General features: G+C 70.4%; 21 protein-coding genes. 10 read left to right on the top strand and 11 right to left on the bottom strand.

Annotated features, from left to right (window positions below; translation table 11 throughout):
• Positions 1-285: 285 nt before the first annotated feature.
• The 3 genes from ABZ862_RS28335 (at position 286) to ABZ862_RS28325 (ending at position 3878) form a co-directional block, all read left to right on the top strand.
• Positions 286-1161, top strand: a complete 876-nt coding sequence (locus ABZ862_RS28335) for a DUF3558 domain-containing protein (RefSeq protein WP_360963762.1) — start codon at positions 286-288, stop codon at positions 1159-1161.
• A 118-nt stretch (positions 1162-1279) separates the two neighbouring features.
• Complete coding sequence (locus tag ABZ862_RS28330; protein ID WP_360963760.1) at positions 1280-2290, top strand: DUF3558 family protein; 1011 nt, start codon at positions 1280-1282, stop codon at positions 2288-2290.
• Between the two features lie 118 nt (positions 2291-2408).
• Complete coding sequence (locus ABZ862_RS28325; protein WP_360963964.1) at positions 2409-3878, top strand: DUF2637 domain-containing protein; 1470 nt, start codon at positions 2409-2411, stop codon at positions 3876-3878.
• 83 nt (positions 3879-3961) lie between these two features.
• On the opposite strand, the gene lysS is transcribed toward ABZ862_RS28325, so the two are convergent.
• Positions 3962-5704 carry a lysine--tRNA ligase gene (gene lysS / locus ABZ862_RS28320; RefSeq protein WP_360963758.1) on the bottom strand — a complete coding sequence of 581 codons (1743 nt, stop codon included), beginning with the start codon at positions 5702-5704 and terminating at the stop codon, positions 3962-3964.
• 230 nt (positions 5705-5934) lie between these two features.
• Here lysS and argS point away from each other — a divergent pair, with 230 nt between their 5' ends.
• The gene (gene argS, locus ABZ862_RS28315; RefSeq protein ID WP_360963755.1) at positions 5935-7707 is read left to right on the top strand and encodes an arginine--tRNA ligase; all 1773 of its coding nucleotides are present in this window, start codon (positions 5935-5937) and stop codon (positions 7705-7707) included.
• 68 nt (positions 7708-7775) lie between these two features.
• Here argS and ABZ862_RS28310 read toward each other — a convergent pair whose 3' ends face one another.
• Positions 7776-8678: an SAM-dependent methyltransferase gene (locus tag ABZ862_RS28310; RefSeq protein ID WP_360963752.1), complete on the bottom strand. Its 903-nt coding sequence runs from the start codon at positions 8676-8678 to the stop codon at positions 7776-7778.
• 111 nt (positions 8679-8789) lie between these two features.
• On the opposite strand from ABZ862_RS28310, the gene ABZ862_RS28305 reads away from it, so the two are divergent.
• Positions 8790-9404, top strand: a complete 615-nt coding sequence (locus ABZ862_RS28305) for a hypothetical protein (protein WP_360963750.1) — start codon at positions 8790-8792, stop codon at positions 9402-9404.
• A 15-nt stretch (positions 9405-9419) separates the two neighbouring features.
• On the opposite strand, the gene hemB is transcribed toward ABZ862_RS28305, so the two are convergent.
• Both hemB and ABZ862_RS28295 read right to left on the bottom strand, forming a co-directional pair.
• Entirely contained in the window at positions 9420-10418 is a 999-nt protein-coding gene (gene hemB / locus ABZ862_RS28300; protein ID WP_360963747.1) for a porphobilinogen synthase, read from the bottom strand.
• Between the two features lie 71 nt (positions 10419-10489).
• On the bottom strand, positions 10490-11341 hold the full coding sequence (locus tag ABZ862_RS28295; protein WP_360963743.1) for a helix-turn-helix transcriptional regulator: 852 nt from the start codon (positions 11339-11341) through the stop codon (positions 10490-10492).
• 101 nt (positions 11342-11442) lie between these two features.
• On the opposite strand from ABZ862_RS28295, the gene ABZ862_RS28290 reads away from it, so the two are divergent.
• Positions 11443-12393, top strand: coding sequence for an SDR family NAD(P)-dependent oxidoreductase (locus ABZ862_RS28290; protein ID WP_360963740.1), 951 nt, complete (start codon positions 11443-11445; stop codon positions 12391-12393).
• Positions 12342-12581 (top strand): winged helix-turn-helix transcriptional regulator, encoded by a 240-nt coding sequence (locus tag ABZ862_RS28285; RefSeq protein WP_360963737.1) that lies wholly within the window; start codon positions 12342-12344, stop codon positions 12579-12581. The genes ABZ862_RS28290 and ABZ862_RS28285 overlap by 52 nt, the downstream gene beginning before the upstream one ends.
• 112 nt (positions 12582-12693) lie before the next feature.
• Here the strand turns inward: ABZ862_RS28285 and ABZ862_RS28280 are convergent, their stop codons facing one another.
• Both ABZ862_RS28280 and ABZ862_RS28275 read right to left on the bottom strand, forming a co-directional pair.
• Positions 12694-13578: a DNA-processing protein DprA gene (locus tag ABZ862_RS28280; RefSeq protein ID WP_360963734.1), complete on the bottom strand. Its 885-nt coding sequence runs from the start codon at positions 13576-13578 to the stop codon at positions 12694-12696.
• Between the two features lie 97 nt (positions 13579-13675).
• The gene (locus ABZ862_RS28275; protein WP_360963731.1) at positions 13676-14884 is read right to left on the bottom strand and encodes a helix-turn-helix domain-containing protein; all 1209 of its coding nucleotides are present in this window, start codon (positions 14882-14884) and stop codon (positions 13676-13678) included.
• Between the two features lie 415 nt (positions 14885-15299).
• On the opposite strand from ABZ862_RS28275, the gene ABZ862_RS28270 reads away from it, so the two are divergent.
• A complete protein-coding gene (locus tag ABZ862_RS28270) occupies positions 15300-15653 on the top strand; it encodes a hypothetical protein (protein WP_360963728.1) in 354 nt (117 codons plus the stop codon).
• Between the two features lie 147 nt (positions 15654-15800).
• Here the strand turns inward: ABZ862_RS28270 and ABZ862_RS28265 are convergent, their stop codons facing one another.
• Positions 15801-16694 (bottom strand): putative RNA methyltransferase, encoded by an 894-nt coding sequence (locus ABZ862_RS28265; protein ID WP_360963725.1) that lies wholly within the window; start codon positions 16692-16694, stop codon positions 15801-15803.
• Positions 16695-16857: 163 nt separating this feature from the next.
• Positions 16858-17379, bottom strand: a complete 522-nt coding sequence (locus ABZ862_RS28260) for an ATP-binding protein (protein ID WP_360963723.1) — start codon at positions 17377-17379, stop codon at positions 16858-16860.
• Between the two features lie 143 nt (positions 17380-17522).
• Between ABZ862_RS28260 and ABZ862_RS28255 the strand changes: the two genes are divergently transcribed.
• Together ABZ862_RS28255 and ABZ862_RS28250 are read left to right on the top strand one after the other, a co-directional pair.
• Positions 17523-18356, top strand: a complete 834-nt coding sequence (locus tag ABZ862_RS28255) for a helix-turn-helix transcriptional regulator (protein WP_360963720.1) — start codon at positions 17523-17525, stop codon at positions 18354-18356.
• Positions 18353-18559 carry a DUF397 domain-containing protein gene (locus ABZ862_RS28250; protein ID WP_360963717.1) on the top strand — a complete coding sequence of 69 codons (207 nt, stop codon included), beginning with the start codon at positions 18353-18355 and terminating at the stop codon, positions 18557-18559. The genes ABZ862_RS28255 and ABZ862_RS28250 overlap by 4 nt, the downstream gene beginning before the upstream one ends.
• 5 nt (positions 18560-18564) lie before the next feature.
• Here the strand turns inward: ABZ862_RS28250 and ABZ862_RS28245 are convergent, their stop codons facing one another.
• From ABZ862_RS28245 to ABZ862_RS28235, 3 genes are read right to left on the bottom strand one after another with little or no spacing between them, the layout of a single operon-like run.
• Positions 18565-18807, bottom strand: a complete 243-nt coding sequence (locus ABZ862_RS28245; protein ID WP_360963714.1) for a thioredoxin family protein — start codon at positions 18805-18807, stop codon at positions 18565-18567.
• Positions 18808-18826: 19 nt separating this feature from the next.
• Positions 18827-19876, bottom strand: a complete 1050-nt coding sequence (locus tag ABZ862_RS28240) for a permease (protein ID WP_360963711.1) — start codon at positions 19874-19876, stop codon at positions 18827-18829.
• A complete protein-coding gene (locus tag ABZ862_RS28235; protein WP_360963708.1) occupies positions 19873-20208 on the bottom strand; it encodes a metalloregulator ArsR/SmtB family transcription factor in 336 nt (111 codons plus the stop codon). The genes ABZ862_RS28240 and ABZ862_RS28235 overlap by 4 nt, the downstream gene beginning before the upstream one ends.
• Positions 20209-20324 lie beyond the last annotated feature (116 nt).

Raw genomic sequence — 20324 nt, 5'->3', positions numbered from 1 at the left:
TTCCCCCGAAAGCCTGATAAAAGTTCTGGACATCCTGATACGGCTCAAGTCGCCGCAAGGAGCATCAAGACGCAAAACCGTCACCAAGGCCGGTGAAAAGGTGCGACGGACCGGCGTTCACGGCGTTGCGTGCGCTACACATTGTCTGCAGCGGGCACCCCCGCACGGCAAACGATTAACCTGCGGGGACACACAAGGACGATCATCGTCACGGCACCGTCCGGAGCCGCCCTGGGCATCCAGGGACATCCGGGGCTGCCGGCAACCGTCGAGAGGAGCCTCACCGTGCAGCGGAAGGCATTCGTACCCGGCACCGCCGCACTCCTCGCAGCGCTGCTGGCCGGCTGCACCGGCGGCTCGGGAAGCGGCGGTTCGACAGACAACTCCAACCCGGGCGACGCCGGTACGGCCACCGTGGCCGCCCAGCCCGGCAAGTACCGCACCCTGCCCGAACCGTGCGGTGCCGTCAGCCACGGCACCCTCGCCTCCCTCCTCCCCGGCATCGCCCAGCTCACCGACCAGACGCAGCGCCAGAAGGCGTACGACGGCGACGCCACCCTGACGTACGACACGGACCGGAAGGCCGGCTGCCGCTGGAAGGTCGAGTCGACCGCCGCCACCGACCATCTCTTCGTCGACTTCGAACGCGTGGTCTCCTACGACAACAGCGTCAGCGACGACAGCCAGGCCGAGAAGATCTTCGCCGGCAAGCAGACCGACGCCGGTCTGCCCGCACCCAGCGCCTCGGGCTCCCCCGGCGCGAACACCACGACCGGCGGCACGGCAGGCACCGGCACGGAGGCGATGGGCAAGGCGACCTCCTCCGCACCCACCGGCTCCGCCTCCCCCAGCGCCACGCCCTCCGGTTCGTCCTCCGGTTCGGGCTCCCCGTCCGCGTCGCCCACCGCGACGCCGAGCGACCTCGCCTCCCGCGCGCTGACCGACCTCGGCGACGAGGCGTTCCTCGACGACTCGCTGTCCAGCTCCGGTTCGACGGCCAAACAGCGCACGGTGACTGTGGTGTTCCGCACGTCCAATGTGATCGTCACCATCGAGTACGCCGAGCAGCCGACCACGGTCACGGCCGTGCCGGACAGCCAGGAAATGCAGGACAGGGCCCGGAAACTGGCCGCGCAACTGGCCGGATCCCTCGGCGGTTGAGGGCTCGGGCGCCGTCCCCGGGGGCGGACCGCAAAGCGCCTGAACCGGAACCGCACAGCATCTTCACCGCGTACGGTGGCCACTCGGACCCGATCCGACCGCAGGAACCACGAGCGTCATGAGTGAAGGAACCATGCACCGAGCAGCCCAGCGAGACGACCGAGACGAACGAGCCCGCTCCGCAGGGCAGAACGGCCGCACCGGACAGCACCACCGTCCCGGACAGGACGGCCCGCGGCGCACCCGGCGGACGGGGCGTCTGCACCGCGCCGCGGTCTGCGCGGCCGCCCTCCCGGTGCTGCTCCTCGCCGCCGGGTGCTCGGACTCCGGCTCCGGCGGCGACGCCAAGGCCACCGCGGGCAGCGGCACCGGCGGCGCGAGCACGGGCGGTGCCACCGGCGGCGGCGAGTCCGCGGCCCCCTCCCCCACCGTGCAGGCGGCCACGTACACCGAGCTGCCCGAGCCCTGCGGCGTCCTGACGAAGAAGACGCTCGGCGACCTGGTCCCCGAGGGGCTGAAGTCGGCGAAGAAGAGCTCCACGGACGACCCGGCCTCCCGGGCCGGCTGCTCCTGGAACAGCCTGGACAACAACGGCGTCAAGGGGTCCCAGTTCCGCTGGCTGAACGTGTCGCTGCTGCGCTTCGACTCCGACGCGAACCGCGGCTCAGGCAACGCGCAGGCGCAGACGTACTTCGCCAAGCAGGTCGCGGACGCCAAGGCCGTGACCGACGCGAAGAACACGAAGACGGAGCCGGTCACCCAGGCGGGCGACGAGGCGACGCTGGTGCGCTACGACCTCAAGAAGAAGGAAGGCTCCTTCAAGCAGCAGACGGTCGTGGCCCGCGTCCAGAACGTCGTCGTCACGATCGACTACAACGGCGCGGGACTCGCGGGCGACAAGACGCCGAACGCCGACGACCTCGCCAAGGCGGCGGAGAAGGCGGTCAGGGAAGTCGTCGCCGCGGTGTCGGGGACGGGCGGCAGCGGATCCAGCGGCGCGTCCGCCTCCGCGTCGCCGTCGAAGTCGGCGTCGGCGTCCGCGTCCCCCTCGAAGTCGGCCTCCGCGTCCCCTTCGAAGGCCCCTTCGGCGTCGGCGTCGGCCTCCGCCACGGCCGACAAGAAGAACTGATCATAGGCATCCTGACGTACCCGAAACGCGCGCGCCGCACACATGTGCCACCCTGTTGCGCGCAACAACACGCTTGGGGAGGGGAGTACGGGTGGCCGCGCCACTGCAGCTGACTCGGATGCACCGCGTTCTCATCGGCGTGGTCGTGACCGGCGCCGTGATCATCGCCGGTATCGGCTTCACCGGTTCCTACGCGGCGGTCCGCGCCCTCGCGCTGAAGAAGGGCTTCGGCACCTTCTCCTACGTCTTCCCGATCGGCATCGACGCGGGCATCTGTGTGCTGCTCGCGCTCGACCTGCTGCTCACCTGGATCCGCATCCCCTTCCCGCTGCTGCGGCAGACGGCCTGGGTGCTCACCGCGGCGACCATCGCCTTCAACGGCGCCGCCGCCTGGCCCGACCCGCTGGGCGTCGGCATGCACGCGGTGATCCCGATCCTGTTCGTGGTCTCCGTCGAGGCGGCCCGGCACGCCATCGGCCGGATGGCGGACATCACCGCGGACAAGCACATGGAGGGCGTCCGCCTCACCCGCTGGCTGCTCTCCCCCCTCCCCACCTTCCTGCTGTGGCGCAGGATGAAACTCTGGGAACTGCGGTCCTACGAGCAGGTCATCAAACTGGAGCAGGAACGCCTCGTCTACCAGGCCCGCCTGCGCTCCCGCTTCGGCCGCGCCTGGCGCCGCAAGGCCCCCGTCGAGTCCCTGATGCCGCTGCGCCTGGCGCGCTACGGCGTCCCGCTCGCGGAGACGGCCGGCGCGGGTCTCGCCGCGGCAGGCATCGAACCGGCGGTCGTCCCCGCCGCGCAGCAGCAGCTCCGGCAGGCCCAGCCGCAGGCACAGGCACAGCTCCAGCAGCAGCAGTTCCCGGCACCGTCGCAGGCACAGCCGCAGCCGCAACTGCCCGGTGGTCCGGCCGCCGGCGCCCCGCCGCACGCCGCCGTCCCGCACCAGCGGACGGCGCCTCCCGGCCCCCGGCAGCAGGGACCCGGCCCGCAGGGCGAGCCGGGGAGCCCCTGGTTCAAGGGCTCCCCGGAGCCGGCGCACTACCAGGGCGGCTACGACCCGACGTTCGACCCCGACTACGACCTCCAGTACCTCCCGGAGGAGCAGTACGAGGACTGGTACGAGGGCCGGCAGCAGCCGGAGCAGCCCCAGGAGCGGCATCTACAGGACCGCGCGTTCCAGCGGCAGTTCCGCGAGCAGTTCGAGGAGCAGTACGACGGCCCGGACGGAGCCCCGCACGAGGCGCCGTACGAAGGCCCGTACGAGGAGCAGCAGTACGGCGACGACGGTCTCCGGGGAGGGCAGGAACCGCCGTCCATGGAGGAGACCGGCAGCTTCCCGATCCCGGTGTCCGGCAACCGCACCCGTGAGCTGGGCGAGGGGGTCGGCTCCCCGGAGCCGGACGAGGACGCGTACTACCAGGTGTTCAAGCAGTCGATAAACGGCAGCTACCCCACCCCGCGGGAGTTCGGCGAGAACGTGGACGCGGAGTTCCGCATCGTGCTGCCGCCGGACGAGGCGAAGCGCATGGTGAACCGCTTCACGAACCGCTACAACGCGGAGCTGGAAGAGGACCACATCGCGTAGGACGTAGGTGCGCGTATGTGTGAAGGGGCTCCCCCGCCGGGCGGGGGAGCCCCTTCACACATGCAGTCGGTCCTGCGGTCCGCTCACTCCCCGAGCAGGGCCCGCACCCGCTCCTGCCCGACCGCCAGCAGCAGCGTGGGCAGCCGGGGACCGGTGTCGCGGCTCACGAGCAGCCGGTAGAGCAGGGCGAAGAAGGTCCGCTGGGCGGTCTTGATCTCGGGCGGCAGCTCCTTGGGCGTGGCGTCGGCGGAGAAGCCGGCCTGGACCTTGGGAACGCCGTAGACGAGATGGGTGAGGCCGTCGAGGGACCAGTTCCCGGCGAGCCCGTCGAGCAGCAGCCGCAGGGACCGCCGGTCGGCGTCGTCGAGGGACTTCAGCAGCTCGGCGTCGGGCTCGTCGCGGACGACGGTGCGCTGGTCGGCCGGGACGTGCGTGTTGATCCAGGCCTCGGCCCTGTCGTACCGCGGCCGGGCCTCGTCGAGGGAGCCGAGCGGGTGGGCGGGGTCGAGGTCGGACAGGATGCGCAGCGCCTGGTCCCGGTGCCCGGCGGTGATGTCGGCGACGGAGGCCAGCGTGCGGTACGGCAGCGGGCGGGCCGTCCTCGGCAGCTCGGCGCCCGCCGTACCCACGGCACGGGTGTACGCGGCGATGTCACCCGGAAGGGCGCTGCCGTCGGCGACCTTGGCGGCGAGCTTGTCCCACTCGTCGTAGAGCCGCTGGATCTCCTGATCGAAGGCGATCTTGAAGGACTGGTTGGGGCGGCGGCGGGCGTAGAGCCAGCGCAGCAGCTGCGGTTCCATGATCTGGAGGGCGTCGCCCGGGGTGGGCACGCCGCCCTTGGACGACGACATCTTGGCCATGCCGGAGATGCCGACGAAGGCGTACATGGGTCCGATGGGCCGCTCACCGCCGAAGATGCCGACGATCTCGCCGCCGACCTGGAAGCTGGAGCCGGGGGACGAGTGGTCGACGCCGCTGGGCTCGAAGATCACGCCCTCGTAGGCCCAGCGCATCGGCCAGTCGACCTTCCAGACCAGCTTGCCGCGGTTGAACTCGCTGAGCCGGACGGTCTCCTCGAAGCCGCACGCGGTGCAGACGTAGGCCAGCTCGGTGGTGTCGTCGTCGTAGGAGGTGACGGTGGTGAGGTCCTTCCCGCAGCCGCCGCAGTACGGCTTGTACGGGAAGTACCCGCCGGAGCCGGAGCTGCCGTCGTCCTCGGCCGCCGCGCCCGAGCCCTCCTCGGCCTCCAGCTCGGCCTCGTCGACCGCCTTCTGCTGCTTCTTGGCGGCCGGCTTGGCCTTGGTGCGGTACTGGGCGAGGACGGCGTCGATGTCCTTCCGGTGCTTCATGGCGTGCAGGATCTGCTCGCGGTAGACGCCGGAGGTGTACTGCGCGGTCTGGCTGATGCCGTCGAACTCCACGCCCAGCTCGGCGAGCGACTCGGTCATCGCGGCCTTGAAGTGCTCGGCCCAGTTCGGGTACGGCGAGCCCGCGGGGGCCGGGACGGCGGTCAGCGGCCTGCCGATGTGCTCGGCCCACGACCCGTCGGTGCCGGGGACGCCGACGGGGACCTTGCGGTAGCGGTCGTAGTCGTCCCACGAGATCAGGTGCCGCACCTCGAGTCCGCGGCGGCGGATCTCGTCGGCGACCAGGTGCGGGGTCATGACCTCGCGGAGGTTGCCGAGGTGGATGGGGCCCGAGGGGGAGAGCCCGGACGCGACCACGACCGGTTTGCCCGGGGCCCGACGCTCCGACTCCTCGATGACCTCGTCCGCGAAACGGGAGACCCAGTCGGTGGTCTCGGAGCTCTGAGCCACGATCGGCACGTCCTTCTTCCTGAACGATCTCGACGATCTCGATGATCTGAACGGTCTGAACGGTGGTGCACCCGGGATGACCACGACGGGACCCCTGCGGTGGAACACGACGGGACACCTGCGGTGAAACGGGTGACACTCCATTGTCACAGACGGCCCCGCGACGGAGAAAACCGCTTTACCCCCCGTGGGATACTGGCCGTGGCTTTCCATTCCTCGAGGAGAACGGCACGCATCCCATGGCCTCGGTCACGTCCCTCAGCGATTCCGTCCGGCAGCAGCTCGCGTCCGCCCTCTCGGCCACCCTGCCGGAGGCCGCCGGCGCGGACCCGCTGCTGCGACGAAGCGACCGGGCCGACTACCAGGCCAACGGCATCCTGGCCCTGGCCAAGCGGGCCAAGGCGAACCCGCGGGAGCTGGCCGCGCAGGTCGTGTCGCACGTGACCACCGGTGACCTGCTCGCCGGCGTCGAGGTCTCCGGCCCCGGCTTCCTCAACCTGACCGTCGCCGACCGCGCGATCACCGCGAACCTGGCCGCACGGTACGCGGACGACACCGGCCGCCTCGGCGTGCCGTACGCGGAGAACGCGGGTACCACGGTCATCGACTACGCCCAGCCGAACGTGGCGAAGGAGATGCACGTCGGGCACCTGCGCTCGGCGGTGATCGGCGACGCGGTGGTGCAGCTGCTGGAGTTCGCGGGCGAGAGCGTCGTACGGCGCCACCACATCGGCGACTGGGGCACCCAGTTCGGCATGCTCATCCAGTACCTGGACGAGCACCCGAGCGAACTGGACCACAGCGCGGGCGCGGTGAGCGGCGAGGAGGCGATGTCCAACCTGAACCGCCTCTACAAGTCGGCGCGGGCGCTGTTCGACTCCGACGAGGAGTTCAAGACGCGGGCCCGGCGCCGGGTCGTCGACCTCCAGGCCGGCGAGCCGCACACCCTGTCCACCTGGCAGAAGTTCGTCGACGAGTCGAAGATCTACTTCTACTCGGTCTTCGAGAAGCTGGACATGGAGATCCGCGACCCCGACATCGTCGGCGAGTCCGGCTACAACGACATGCTGGTGGAGACCTGCCGGCTGCTGGAGGAGTCCGGCGTCGCGGTGCGCTCCGAGGGCGCGCTCTGCGTCTTCTTCGACGACATCAAGGGCGCCGACGGCAACCCGGTCCCGCTGATCGTCCAGAAGTCCGACGGCGGCTTCGGCTACGCGGCGACCGACCTGTCGGCGATCCGCGACCGCGTCTTCAACCTGAAGGCGTCGACGCTGCTGTACGTCGTCGACGTCCGTCAGTCGCTGCACTTCAAGATGGTCTTCGAGACGGCGCGCAGGGCGGGCTGGCTGGGCGACGACGTACGGGCGCTGCACCTGGCGTTCGGCACGGTCCTCGGCGCGGACGGCAAGCCGTTCAAGACGCGTGAGGGCGAGACCGTACGGCTGGAGGACCTCCTCGACGAGGCCGTCGAGCGGGCCACCGCGGTGGTACGGGAGAAGGCCGGGAAGGTCGGCCTGAGCGAGCAGGAGATCGAGGAGAACGGCCGCTACGTCGGCATCGGCGCCGTGAAGTACGCGGACCTGTCGACGTCGGCGGTGCGGGACTACAAGTTCGACCTGGACCAGATGGTGTCGCTGAACGGCGACACGGCGGTGTACCTGCAATACGCGTACGCCCGCATCCAGTCCATCCTCCGCAAGGCGGGCGATGCCCGCCCGGTCGCCCACCCCGAGCTGCCCCTCGCCCCCGCCGAACGCGCCCTGGGCCTGTACCTGGACCAGTTCGCGGAGACGGTCCTGGAGGTGGCGGCGGCGTACGAACCGCACAAGCTGGCGTCGTACCTGTACCACCTCGCGTCGCTCCTGACGACGTTCTACGACCAGTGCCAGGTCCTCTCCGCGGACAACGCCCCGGCGGTCGTGGAGAACCGTCTGTTCCTGGTGGACGTCACGGCCCGCACCCTGCACAAGGGCATGGCCCTGCTGGGCATCAGGACGCCGGAACGGCTGTGAGCACCTGACCACGGGTGAGGGGGCGAGCGCGGGCTTCCCGCGCTCGCCCCCTCACCCGTTCATGTCCGTCAGCTCTTCCGGCCGCTCGCGCCGTAGACATTGATGTCGGCGTCGGTGACGTCGTTGATGTCGCGGTAGCGGATCTTCTCGATGTCGTCGAGGGCGTCGAAGTCGGCGGTGTCGATGGCGGGCGGCAGCGGCGCCGGGTCCGGGTGCCAGTGATGGACGGGCACGACACCGGGCTCGTCGAGGGTGACCCCGGGAGTGTCGGTGAAGAACCGCTCGACCTCGGCACGGGACCGGAAGACGAAGGTGAACCCGCGCTCGGTGTAGGTCCGTTGGACGGCCCGGGAGGGCTCGGGGTGGATCTCGTCGGTCAGATGGCTGAGCACGAGATGCGACCCGGCCGGCAGGGCGTCCATGAGTTCCCGGATCACCGGGTAGGCCGCGTCGTCCTCCACGAAGTGCAGGATCGCGGCGAGGACGAGGGCGACCGGCTGCCCGAAGTCGAGCGTCTCGGCGGCCTTCTCCAGAATCGACTTGGGCTGGTGGAAGTCGGCGTCGATGTAGTCGGTACGGCCCTCGGGCCCGCTGGTGAGCAGCGCGCGGGCGTGCGCGAGGACGACGGGGTCGTGATCGACGTAGACGACCCGCGCGTCCGGGGCGATCCGCTGGGCGATCTGGTGGACGTTCTCCCCGGTGGGCAGCCCGGTGCCGATGTCGAGGAACTGCCGGATGCCGTCCCGCCGGGCGAGCCGGGTGACGGCGCGGCGCATGAAGTCCCGGTTGTGGCGCACGTCGAGATAGCCGCGCGGATTGGCGGAGAGGGCGGCGGCCGCGGCGGCGCGGTCCATGGGGTAGTTGTCCTTGCCGCCGAGGAAGACGTCGTAGACCCGGGCGGGATGCGCCTTGCTGGTGTCGATCCTCCTTCTCAGCTCCGCGGGGTCCTGGCTGAGGGCATCACCGGGCATGGGGCGGCTCCGTGGGGGGTGCGTGTTCCACTTCTCTGGTCTCTGTCCGTCAACAACCTAACTGACGGCCGGACTTGAAGGTTCCCGGCGCCCGCCTGCGAGGATGCCCCGATGAACCCTTCCTCGCCCGTGCGGCCCGAGCCCGGCCGGTGGCCGAAGCTGGAGGCCGCCCTGACCGTGGTCAACCGCGACATCCGGGCGACTCTGCCGGACCAGGACGCCCTGGTCCTGATGAGCACCTGGGACCCGTCCTGGGACCCCGCGCTCCGGGACGCGACCGAACCGGAGCAGGTCTACGTGGCGATGCCCGACGGCCGCTGGCAAGGCAACGCGGTGAACCGGTACGACCCGGAGCCGGACGACCCGCGGGAGCCGGACGACGAGGAGACCGTCCTGGCACTGGTCGCGGAGGCGGCGCAGGAGACCCTCATGGAACTTCGTTGGCAGGTCTGGCCGGTCTGCCGGGAGCACCGCCTCGGGATGTACGCGCGCCCGCCCGGGACCACCGCCGACTGGTACCGGGGCGAGCCGCACGCGGCAGGACCGCCGGTGTGGTGGTGCCGGGGCGGCCGGGACGGCCCGCACGACGTCCGCCCGGTGGGCGAACTGGCCTCGGCACTCCCGGGAAAGGAACGCCGCGAACTGCGCCGCAGGGAACGCAGGGAGCGCGGGAGACGCGGGGAAGGGAAACCGGGCGGCCGTCGGCAGGGACCGCCCGGCCCGTGACCGTAGAGCTGCGGACTACGCCGACCGGAGCATCCGCGCGGCCTCGACGGCCCAGTAGGTGAGGATGTTCCGCGCCCCGGCCCGCCGGATACCGGTGAGCGTCTCCAGGATGGCGCGCTCCCGGTCGATCCACCCCTTCTCCGCGGCGGCCTCGACCATCGAGTACTCCCCGGAGATCTGGTAGGCGCACACGGGCACGTCCACGGCGTCGGCGACCCGCGCGAGGATGTCGAGATAGGGGCCGGCCGGCTTCACCATGACCATGTCGGCGCCCTCCTCCAGATCGAGGGCCAGCTCCCGCAGGGACTCCCGTACGTTGGCGGGGTCCTGCTGATACGTCTTCCGGTCCCCCTTCAGCGAGGACCCGACGGCCTCCCGGAAGGGCCCGTAGAACGCGGAGGCGTACTTGACGGTGTAGGCGAGGATCGCGACGTCCTCCCGCCCGATCTGATCGAGGGCGTCCCGGATGACGCCGATCTGCCCGTCCATCATCCCGCTGGGCCCGACCACGTGCGCCCCGGCGTCGGCCTGGACCTGGGCCATCTCGGCGTACCGCTCGAGGGTGGCGTCGTTGTCGACGCGCCCCTGCTCGTCGAGCACCCCGCAGTGACCGTGATCGGTGGTCTCGTCGAGACACAGATCGGACATCACGAGGAGCTCGTCCCCGACCTCGGCCCGCACATCACGCAGGGCGACCTGGAGAATCCCGTCGGGATCGGTACCGGGAGTCCCGAAGGCGTCCTTCTTGCCCTCCTCCGGCACCCCGAAGAGCATGATCCCGGAGATCCCGGCCTCGACGGCCTCGACGGCGGCCTTCTTCAGGGTGTCCCGGGTGTGCTGGACGACCCCGGGCATCGCGGCGATGGGCACGGGCTCGGTGACGCCCTCGCGCACGAAGGCGGGCAGGATGAGATCGGCGGGGTGAAGCCGCGTCTCGGCGACCATGCGCCGCATCACGGGACTGGTCCGCAGCCGCCGGGGACGCGTACCGGGAAAGGATCCGTACTTCGTCATACGACCAAGCTACGCCCGCGGCCGCGTGCCTTTGCCGACGCGCTGTCGGGGCGGGAGAGGCGCGGGGCGGGTCAGCCGGGTTCGGCGAGGGACTGTGTGCCGAGCACCGTGACGAGCGCGAGGCGTTCCGCGTCCCGGGTGCCGGGTTCGGCGGTGTAGACGGTGATGCGCAGATCGTCCTGGGCGACGAGGAGCGCGTCGCAGTCGAGGGTGATCCGGCCGACGGCGGGATGGTCGACGGTCTTGTGGCGTGACGGGTAGGGCGGCGGCGCCGGGGCGTCGGCCTCCCAGAGTTCGGCGAAGCGGGGGCTCAGTTCCGTCAGCTCGGCGACGAGCCGCCGCAGGGCACGGTCGGCGGGGTAGCGGGAGGCCGTCAGACGCAGGTCGGCGACGAGCCTGGCCTGGTGTTCGGCGTGTTCCTCCGGGGTGTGGACGACACGGCCGGGCGGCCCGAGGAGGTTGCGCCAGACGGCGTTGCGTTCGATGCCGCGCCAGGCCGACGTCTCGCCCATGAGGGCGTCGTAGGGCGCGTTGGCGACGACGAGCGTCCAGGTGGCGTCGTAGACGACGACCGGGGTGTGCGCCAGCCGGTCCAGCAGCCGCTGCACGCTCGGCACGACCCGTGACGGCACCATGTCGGGTCCGGGGGCGGTGTGACCGGCGAGGCGGTAGAGGAGCTCGCGGTCGGGGTCGGCCAGCCGCAGCGCCTGCGCCAGCGCCCCGACCACCTGGGCCGACGGCGCGGTCGCCCGGCCCTGCTCCAGCCGGGTGAGGTAGTCGGTCGAGATCCCGGCGAGCTGGGCCAGTTCCTCGCGCCGCAGCCCGCTCGCCCGGCGGCGCGAGCCGACCGGCACACCGACGGTCCCGGGTGCCACCCGGTCACGGCACCGGCGCACCATCCGCCCGAACTCCCACGACTCCATGCGCCCAGTGTGGCCGCCGGCGCGCCCGTTGTCCTGGCCCCGCCAGTCCTACGACAAGGGGGCGGCTGGCTGACGGTCCCGCGTCCGCCGACCCTGGGGCCATGACCACCACCACCGACCCCGGAACCGTCCTGATCACCGGCCCCACCCGGGGCCTGGGCCGGGCCGCCGTCCTCGCCATGGCCGCCCGCCCGGCCCGCACGCGTCCGGACCTGCTGCTGGTGGGCCGTGCCGGACAGGCCCTCACGGACATCACCGACGAGGCCCGGGCCCGTGGGGCGACGGTCCGCGCGATCGCCTGCGACCTGTCCCGGCTCGCCGACGTACGGGCCGCCGCGGCCACGGCACGGGAGCTGCTCGACACCGCGGAGGTACGGCCGCTGCGGGCACTGATCGCCAACGCCGGCCGCATGTCCGCCGACACCCGGGTCGCCTCGGCCGACGGCCACGAGCTGACCTTCGCCGTGAGCTACCTGGCCCACGCCCAGCTCATCGGCGACCTGCTCGGCGCGCTGACCGCACCCGCCCGCATCGTGCTGCTGGGCTCCAACACCTACCACGCCAACCTCTACCGCCGGATCCTGGGCGTGCCCCCGGCGAACTGGGCCGACCCCCTCGACCTGGCCCGCCCCGCGACCGGCGACAAGCCACCGGGCTTCACCGCCTCCGGCGTCGCCTACTCCAACGCCAAGCTGGCGGTCCTCTACTACGCCCACGAACTCCAGCGCCACGTCGACCCCGGCATCAACGTCTCGGTGTTCGAGCCCGGTTGGATGCCCGGCACCTCCCTGGGCCGGGACGCGCCCGCGGCCTTCCAGTCGCTGGGACGCGGCCTGGGCCACCTCCCCGGGGTGTCCACCCCCAAACGTTCCGGCCCCGCGCTGGCCTCGCTGGCCCTCGACGCCCGATGGGCGGACCTCCGCGACGGGGCCTTCGTCGTCATCGACAAGCCCAGGGAGGTACACCCCATCGCCCACGACCGCACCCGCGAACACCGCCTGTGGGAGGCGACCGCGGAACTCCTCCAACCGGGACACCGGCCCACGGGGTGACATGCGAACACCACAGGCACCCGGCTCCGAGACGACATCCCGGCCGTCCCTCCGGTCGGCTGGCCCAGCCGACCACCGCGGGAGTCGTCGAACACCACCGCACCCCCGGCCGGCCGCCCCGTGTCCACTACGCCCTGACCGCCGACGGCCGCGCCCTGGAACCGGTGATGCGCAGCATGTGGGAGTGAGGCACGGCCCGCCGTGACGCTCTCCACTGATCCCACCGGTCCCTGTCCGGCCGGAGGGTGCGGGCCGATCCCGGCGGACAGCCCGATGACGGTTGCCACGGGGATGAGCCGGTTACGACCAGGTCAGCTCGCCCGTGGTGGGGACGAGGGAGTCGAGGCGGCTGAAGACGTCTTCCGGACCGTCGATGACGGTGGTGTTGGGTCTGGCCGCATACTCCCGCGCCCACTCGTGCGTCAGGAGCGAACGCATCAGGAACACCCGGCGGCCGTGTTCCAGTGCGAGCCTGGCCTGCATTCGGGCGCCACTGCGATAGGCCGCCTCGATCACCACCGTGGCCAGGCTGTAGCCGCTCATCACGGCGTTGCGCCTCGGGAAGGTTTCCTTCGACGGCGGTTCGTCCGGCCAGAACTGCGAGATCAGCAGCCCCCGGTCGGCGATCTCCTGCTGCAGCCTGGCGTTCTGGGCCGGGTACGTGTGCCGTAGACCGGTGCCGACGACGGCGACGGTACGAGCGCCGACAGCCAGAGCGCTGCCGTGAGCAGCGGTGTCGATACCGGCGGCAAGTCCTGACACCACCGTGACGCCGCGCTCGGCCAGACCACCCGCGATGGCGCGGGCATGGGCGATGCCCTCCGGGGTGGGGTGGCGGGTACCGACGACGGCGACCCGGAGGTCGTCGTCGACGGACTGCCCGCGCAGGAAGAGGAACGGCGGCCGCTGGTGCACCAGCCTCAGATACAGCGGGTAGTCCTCGTCCAGAATCGTCACGAGCCGCATACCCCCGCGTCGCCAGGCGGCGATCTCGGCGGCAACGGTGTCGAGGTCCTCTTGGGGTCCGCTGTCGAAGAGGGCACCCTGCCCCGAGGCATCGAGGCAGTCTTCCCATACGTCGCGGGCGCTGCCGACACCCTCGATCTGGTCGGTGAGCTCGGGCCAGGACCGGTCGCCGCGGCGCAGCAGCGCCACGAGGGCGGCCTGCTCCAGTTCCCGGTCCATGGCGCAAGTATAGGAACGCCTGTCGTAAGGCCCGAGCGGCGCGTCGATCAGCGGATACGGAGGTGCCATCAGGCTGCTCATACATCCTCGCAGTGGGTCATGGATGGGGGACGTCACGCCAAGTGACATCGGGTGGACGATGTGGTGTCGGCGTGGGTGCCTGTCTGGAATTCGCGTCCTGGCGAGCACCGATGTCGGAGTGGGGACGGGACTGCTGGGGCATGAGCGGCAGCGACATCGCTTCCGCGAACTCCCGGCAGTCGCGGCAGAACCCGGGCTCGGCGGCGCGGAAGACGCGGTTGCACCAGCCCAAGCAGTCGACGAAGCCGTACGACGGCGTCGGCTCGTCGGCGACGGGCAGGCCGATGGCTGGCTCCGGTGCCGGTGGCAGAGGCGGCGGGAGCCGTTCCTTCAAGCGGTACGCGACGAAACCGGCCGGATGCGTCACCACAAGCGGCGCATCGGAGGTCAGCGCGTACAGCAAGTCGGCCGGGCCCACGCCGTTCCTGAACCATGCGGCAGTCGCGGGAGTCAGGCGTCGCACGTCCTTCCCCGACAACTGGAAGCGGGAGTCCTTGCCACGGAGTCCGGCGAGGAACGTCTCGGCTTTGTCGCGGTGTTCGTCATGTCCGTCGTCGTGCTGTTCGTCGTCGTGTTTGTCGTGCTGCTCGTCATCGGGAGGTCCCGGCTCTGCGACGGGTTCCGGGTCGGTCGGGTCCGTCGGACCCGGCGGGTCGGGCGGATCAGGCGGGTCGGGCGGATCAGGCGGGTCGGGAACGGCTTGGAGGACCGCTTCGGGAACCGCGTCCGGCTCAACCTCCTCCTCGGGTGCGGCGCCGCCCTCCGGGGCTGCCGGCTCGACGGGGCGGTGCTCCTCCACCGGCGGAGGACCGGGGCGGAGCACGGCTTCTTCCTGGGGTCGGTCGAGGCGTGCGCGGGTGAGTTCGGGTGCGTTGTAGGCGTAGGTCCTGGTGACCATGCGGCCGCCCGCCACCCGCTCCCGTACGCGTTTGAGGTAACCGTATGCCTCCAGCTCCCTGAGGGCGTCGGCGACCCGGTCCCGTCCCTCGTGATCGCCGTCGGCAAGGGTGCGGATGTCCACGCGCTCGCCCTCGCGCAGCGAGAGGATGTGGGCGCCGATGCCCTTCGCCGCCCACGACAACTTGGGGTGCTGGGTGAGGTGGTTGCCGATGATCGCGTACTTGTCCGGCTGGAATTCCTTGACGTGGATGACACCGGAGTGGGTGGAAGTGGTCGGAACGCCCTGATTCCGGGGCCTGGGGGCACTAAGCTCTGTAGCAGCCATGGGGAAGGTGGTTTCTTCCTTCTACGGTCAGGCCCTCGCTCTGGGATTGCAGTCCCGGCGGGGGCCGATGCGTGTGTGGGGTCAGGGGCGGGCGAGGCGCCGTAGCGACGTCGCCCACCTGACGCTGAGACTGCCTCCCAAAGCCGCCGACACGCCAGCCAGTTCAGCCGCATTCACCCACTCGAGTGACGTACGCGAGGTTTGGTTGGTTGGGAGGGTTCTTTCCCTCAAGTTCTTTAAATCCTTTACCGCCCGCACCTCCGGCCGACAGCCCTCCGACGCCCGTCTCTCCGGGCTTCGGTGTGAGCTGCGGACCTGCGCAAAACCCGGTGGCCGCCGCACATGGGCCACCGATACCGTCAAGCTCCCGGCAGCCACCTCGACGGTTGCCCCGCCCGGAGACGAGAAGGTTCCCGTGACCAGCCGACAGGCAACGACGACCCTGTGGCGCCCCACCGGCCCCAAGGAACTCGAGCTGGTGCGTGAGTCGGACTGGCGCGCGTGGCCACCCCGGCTTCCCGAACAGCCGATCTTCTATCCGGTCCTCAACGAGGACTACGCCGTGAAAATCGCGCGAGACTGGAACGTCAAGCACGACGGCGCCGGCTTCGTCACCCGGTTCGAAGTGGAGTCCGATTTCCTGCGCAGATACCCGGTCCAGCAGGCGGGCGGACGCACGATCCTCGAACTGTGGGTACCGGCCGAGGAACTCGACGAGTTCAACACTCACATCGTCGGCAGGATCCAGGTCGTCCACGAGTTCCACTGAGCACGGGGCTGGTGGCGGTCAGCAGACTGGACGTACCGCGCGCTCGGCCGCCCCTGAGACCGGCCCCCGTCCCGGGCGCCGCGAGCCTGCCACGCCCGCCCGGCTGTGCCGGAGGTTTGCACAGCGCCGCGCTGCCGGCCGATCGGTTCAGCACCGTCGGGAACCGTGATGACGGACCTCCCGGTCCGAACACCGAGGACGGTAGGCAGTGGCCAGCACAGAAACGGTGACCCGATCAGGCAGGAAGACGTCATCATCCAGGTCCGCACAGTTCACGTGGCGCGCGCTCGGCGACATCGCCAGTATGTCCAGAGCATTCATCCTGGTCAGGGGAACGGAGTACTCCACCCGTTCGGTGACAACGGCTTCGAAGAAGGGGTCGAGGGCCCGGCGCAGACGCTGCTCCTTGGCCGGGTCCACTCTGACCGTCACAGGCAACCGGCCGCCCAGCTCGACCAGGTGGCGTCCGGTGGGACGGACCACGATCAACCGGCCGGTCGGGCGCAATAGGCGGTGGAACTCAGCCGGATTACGCGGGGCGAACACGTCCAGCACCACATCGGCCACCCCATCGGCCAGCGGGAAGGGACGAAAGACGTCCCAGGCCACCGCGGCGGCCCGGTCGTGCGCTCGGGCCGCCGAGCGCAGCGCGTGCACCGAGGTGTCAAGGCCGAGGCCACGGGCACCGGGTAGACGGTCGAGCACGCCGGACAGGTAGTAGCCCGTGCCGCACCCCACCTCCACAACCGTCGCCCGCTCGGGCTCGACGACGGCCGCCAGCCGGGCCCCGACCTCGCGGATGGGCACGTAGGTGCCGGTGGAGAGGAAGCGGCTTCGGGCCCGGACCATGGCCGCGTCGTCGCCGCTGGTGGCGCGGGTGCCCGCCAGCAGAGCGACGTAGCCGTGGCTGGCGATGTCGAAGGCATGGCCCGCCCGGCAGCGCAGCGCGCCGCGGTGAGGATACAGCCGGCCGGTGCGGCACGTCGGGCAGTGCAACAGGCCGAGGATCAGATCGAGGGCAGGGGGAAGAGACACAGGCACGAGGCACTCCTGGGAAGGCGAAGGGAAGAGACCGTGCCTGCGCGAAAACGCGGTTCACGCGGCAGGCACGCCAAGGAGGGCGACGCCGTCCGGCCTCGCCCTCAGTGCCTTCCGGTCACAGGAAGCAGCAGTGCGGAGTGCTCATGAATGCCACGCCGTGAGTCTACGGGCGTGCGCGGAGACGGGTTCCGCCGAATTCGGACGGCACGACCTGACCGAGGTCGAGTTCCGCCCACACGGTCTTGCACGGGACCGGGTCGGCGCGGACGCCCCAGCGGTCGGCCAACTCCCGTACCAGCAGAAGGCCGTAGCCCGACTCACGGGGCGGGCCGTCCGCCGTTCCAGGCGCCCTCTGGGTTTCCGGTCGGCGGTCGCCGCGCGCGTCCGTCACCTCGATACGGAGGGTCGCCGGGGCGGTGAGCGTCAGGGTGAGGCGGAAACTGCGGCCGGGAACGCGGGCGTGCAGCACGGCGTTGGTGGCGAGTTCGGCGACGATCAGCCTCGCCGGGTCCAGCGGCACCTCCCACGTGCGCAGTTGCTCCGTCGCCAGCAGCCTCGCCAGGCGGGCGCCGCGCCGGGTCGCCGACAGCGGCACGGTGAAGCGCGGCTCGGTGGCGCACGGCCGGGGAGAAACGGAACTCCTGGTTCGGGTGATTTCTTCTCTCACATCACTCAGCGTGTCCATTCGGACCTAATCTGTGAAGAGTCGCGGGCCGTGCGGAGCGTGAGCGTCCGGTCCCCGCCCGGCTTACGTCCGGTACGTCCGCCGTGACGGCAGACCCACGGCCGGAGTTGGACACAGGCGTTCAGCGAAAGGTGGTGACGGGCATGCACGAGTGGAACGCGGACACGGAGGACGACGAGTCCGGTGCCGTGATGCGCACGGTGGTCCGGCAGCTCAAGATGTGGCGCGAGGCCGCCGGGATGACGCAGCCGGAGTTCGCCGAGGCCATCGGGTACGGGCACGAGCTGGTGTCGTCCGTCGAGCGGGGGCGCCGCATCCCCCGCCCCGAGTACCTCGACGCGGCGGACCAGGTCTTGGACGCGGGCGGCAAGATCTCCGCGATGAAGGAGGACGTGGCCGAGGCCCGGTACCCCAAGAAGGTACGGGACGTGAAGCAGTTGGAGGCCGAGGCCGTAGAGATCTGCTCGTACAACAACTCGGTCATCGACGGCCTGCTGCAGACCAAGGAGTACGCGGAGGCGGTGTTCAACTCCCGGCGGCCTCCGTTCGCAAGAGAGGAACTGGAACAGCAGGTCGCCGCACGGCTTGCCCGGCAGTCGATCATCGATGACTCCACCGCACTGCCCGTGCTCAGCTTCGTTCAGTGTGAGTCGACGCTGCGGCGCCCTTACGGGGGCAGAATGGTGATGCGCGCGCAACTGGAACGACTCCTGCAACTGAGTCAGTTGAGAAACGTCGATCTTCAGATCATGCCTCTGGAACGCGAGGCGAACGCAGGGGTCGACGGCCCGTTCCGGGTGCTCAGGCTCCAGGACGGAAGCACTACGGGGTACAACGAGGTACAGCTCATCAGTCGTGCCATCGCTGAGCCGAAACTCGTTCAGATCCTCGACATCCGCTATGGGACCATCCGGTCTCAGGCACTCAACCCTCAAGAGTCACTGGCCTTCATCAAGAAACTGCTGGGAGACCCATGAGCATCAAAGCCGCTTCCGGAGTCGACACAGAGCTGCGCTGGATAAAGAGCAGCTACAGCGGGGCAGACACCCCCTCATGCGTCGAGGTCGCAGCAGTCGCGGAAAGCGTCCTCGTCCGCGACTCCAAGACCCCCACCGGCCCCCGCCTCGCCCTCAGCGCCATCACCTGGACGGCCTTCCTGCCATACGTGTCCCGGCCCTGAGCAGGTCAGCCGGCGGCGGCCGTGAGCAGGGTGCGGATCTCGGCGGTGGCCGGTACGCGGCCGGAGACGAGGACCTTCTCGTCGACGACCAGGCCCGGGGTGCGCATGATGCCGTAGCCGGCGATGGCCGCGTAGTCGGTGACCTTCTCGACGGTGGCGTCCAGGCCGAGGTCCTGGAGGGCCTCGCGGGCACGGGATTCGAGGGTGTGGCAGTTGGCGCAGCCCGGACCGAGCACCTTGATGATCACGATCGACAACCCTTCGGGGTCAGGTGAGGATGAGGTTGAACGTGTAGCCCACGGCGGTGATGCCGGTGGCGACGACGGCGATGAAGGTCGCCAGGAGCTGGGGCTTGAGGACCCGGCGCAGCAGGATCATCTCGGGCAGGGACAGGGCGACGACGCTCATCAAGAAGGCGAGCAGGGTGCCCATGGGCAGGCCCTTCTCGTGGAGGGCCTGGACGAGCGGCATGATCCCGGCGGCGTTGGAGTACAGGGGGACGCCGATGGCGACGGCGACCACGACGCCGAAGGCGTTGCCCGGTCCGGCGTAGGTGGTGAAGAAGTCCTCCGGGGCCCAGCCGTGGATCAGCGCGCCGACGCCGATGCCGAGGAGCAGGTAGGGCCAGATCTTGCGCAGGATGGTGCCGACTTCCTCCACGCCCATCTGGACGCGCTGACCCGGCGTGAGACCGGCGGTGGAGTCGATGACCTGGCCGCCGAGCCTGGTCTCGAACACGAACGGCTCGACCCACCGCTGGACGCCGAGGCGGCCCAGGACCCAGCCGGCGCCGATGGCGATCAGGAGTCCGGCGGCGATGTAGAGGGCGGTGACTTTCCAACCGAACAGGGTGAACAGCAAGCCGATGGCGATCTCGTTGACCAGGGGGCTGGCGATGAGGAAGCTCAGGGTCACCCCGATCGGGACCCCGGCGGCGACGAAGCCGATGAACGCGGGCACGGCACTGCACGAGCAGAACGGGGTGATGACGCCGAGGCCGGCGGCCATGACGTTGCCGGCGCCCTCGCGCCGCCCGCCGAGCAGGGCGCGGGTGCGTTCGATGCTCATCCAGGAGCGGAGCACGGTGACGACGAAGATGATCCCCGTCAGCAGCAGGGTGATCTTGACGGTGTCGTAGCAGAAGAAGTGGATCGTCTCGGTGAGCCGGTCGGCGGGGTCCAGTCCGGCCGCGTCGTACAGGATGCGGTCCCAGATCCAGCCGTTGACCTGGTACGCGGCCACCCATACGAGCGCGGCACCGGCCAGGGCGACGCGCCGCCGGGCGGGTGTGTCGGGCAGGCGCTCGGCGATGCTCACAGCTCCACCCTGCCGGGCTCGGGCAGCCCAGGAAGGGCGGCGTGCAGACGGGCGAGAGCGTCCGGGGCCAGGACGTAGTCGATCCAGCGGCCCCGGCGGCTGGAGACGATCAGTCCGGCCTCCCTGAGCACCTTCAAGTGGTAGCTGAGCAGGTTCGCGGGGATCGGGAGCTGCTTCTGCAGTTCGCACACGCAGGCCTGGCCGCCAGCCAGTTGCCGGAGCAGCGACCAGCGCACGGGGTCGGCCACCGCCTGCAACAGGGCCACCGACCTGTCCACGCCCGAGGCCCCGGCAGCGGTCGGGGCCTCGCCGGACGGCATCGCTTCGGGCATCGTCGTTTCAATCCTGATTGATGTGGTGGGGCAGAAGCGGAGGAACAACAGCAGACGATGACAGAAGCACCGAACTCATCACTGCAAGTGCTGTTGAACTGTTCGCTTCCATGCTG

The organism is Streptomyces sp. NPDC047000, assembly GCF_040644295.1.
In the GTDB taxonomy this organism is placed as follows: Bacteria; Actinomycetota; Actinomycetes; order Streptomycetales; family Streptomycetaceae; genus Streptomyces.
The sequence above is the reverse complement of the archived record's forward strand: the minus strand, read 5'-3'. Positions and strand labels throughout refer to the sequence as shown.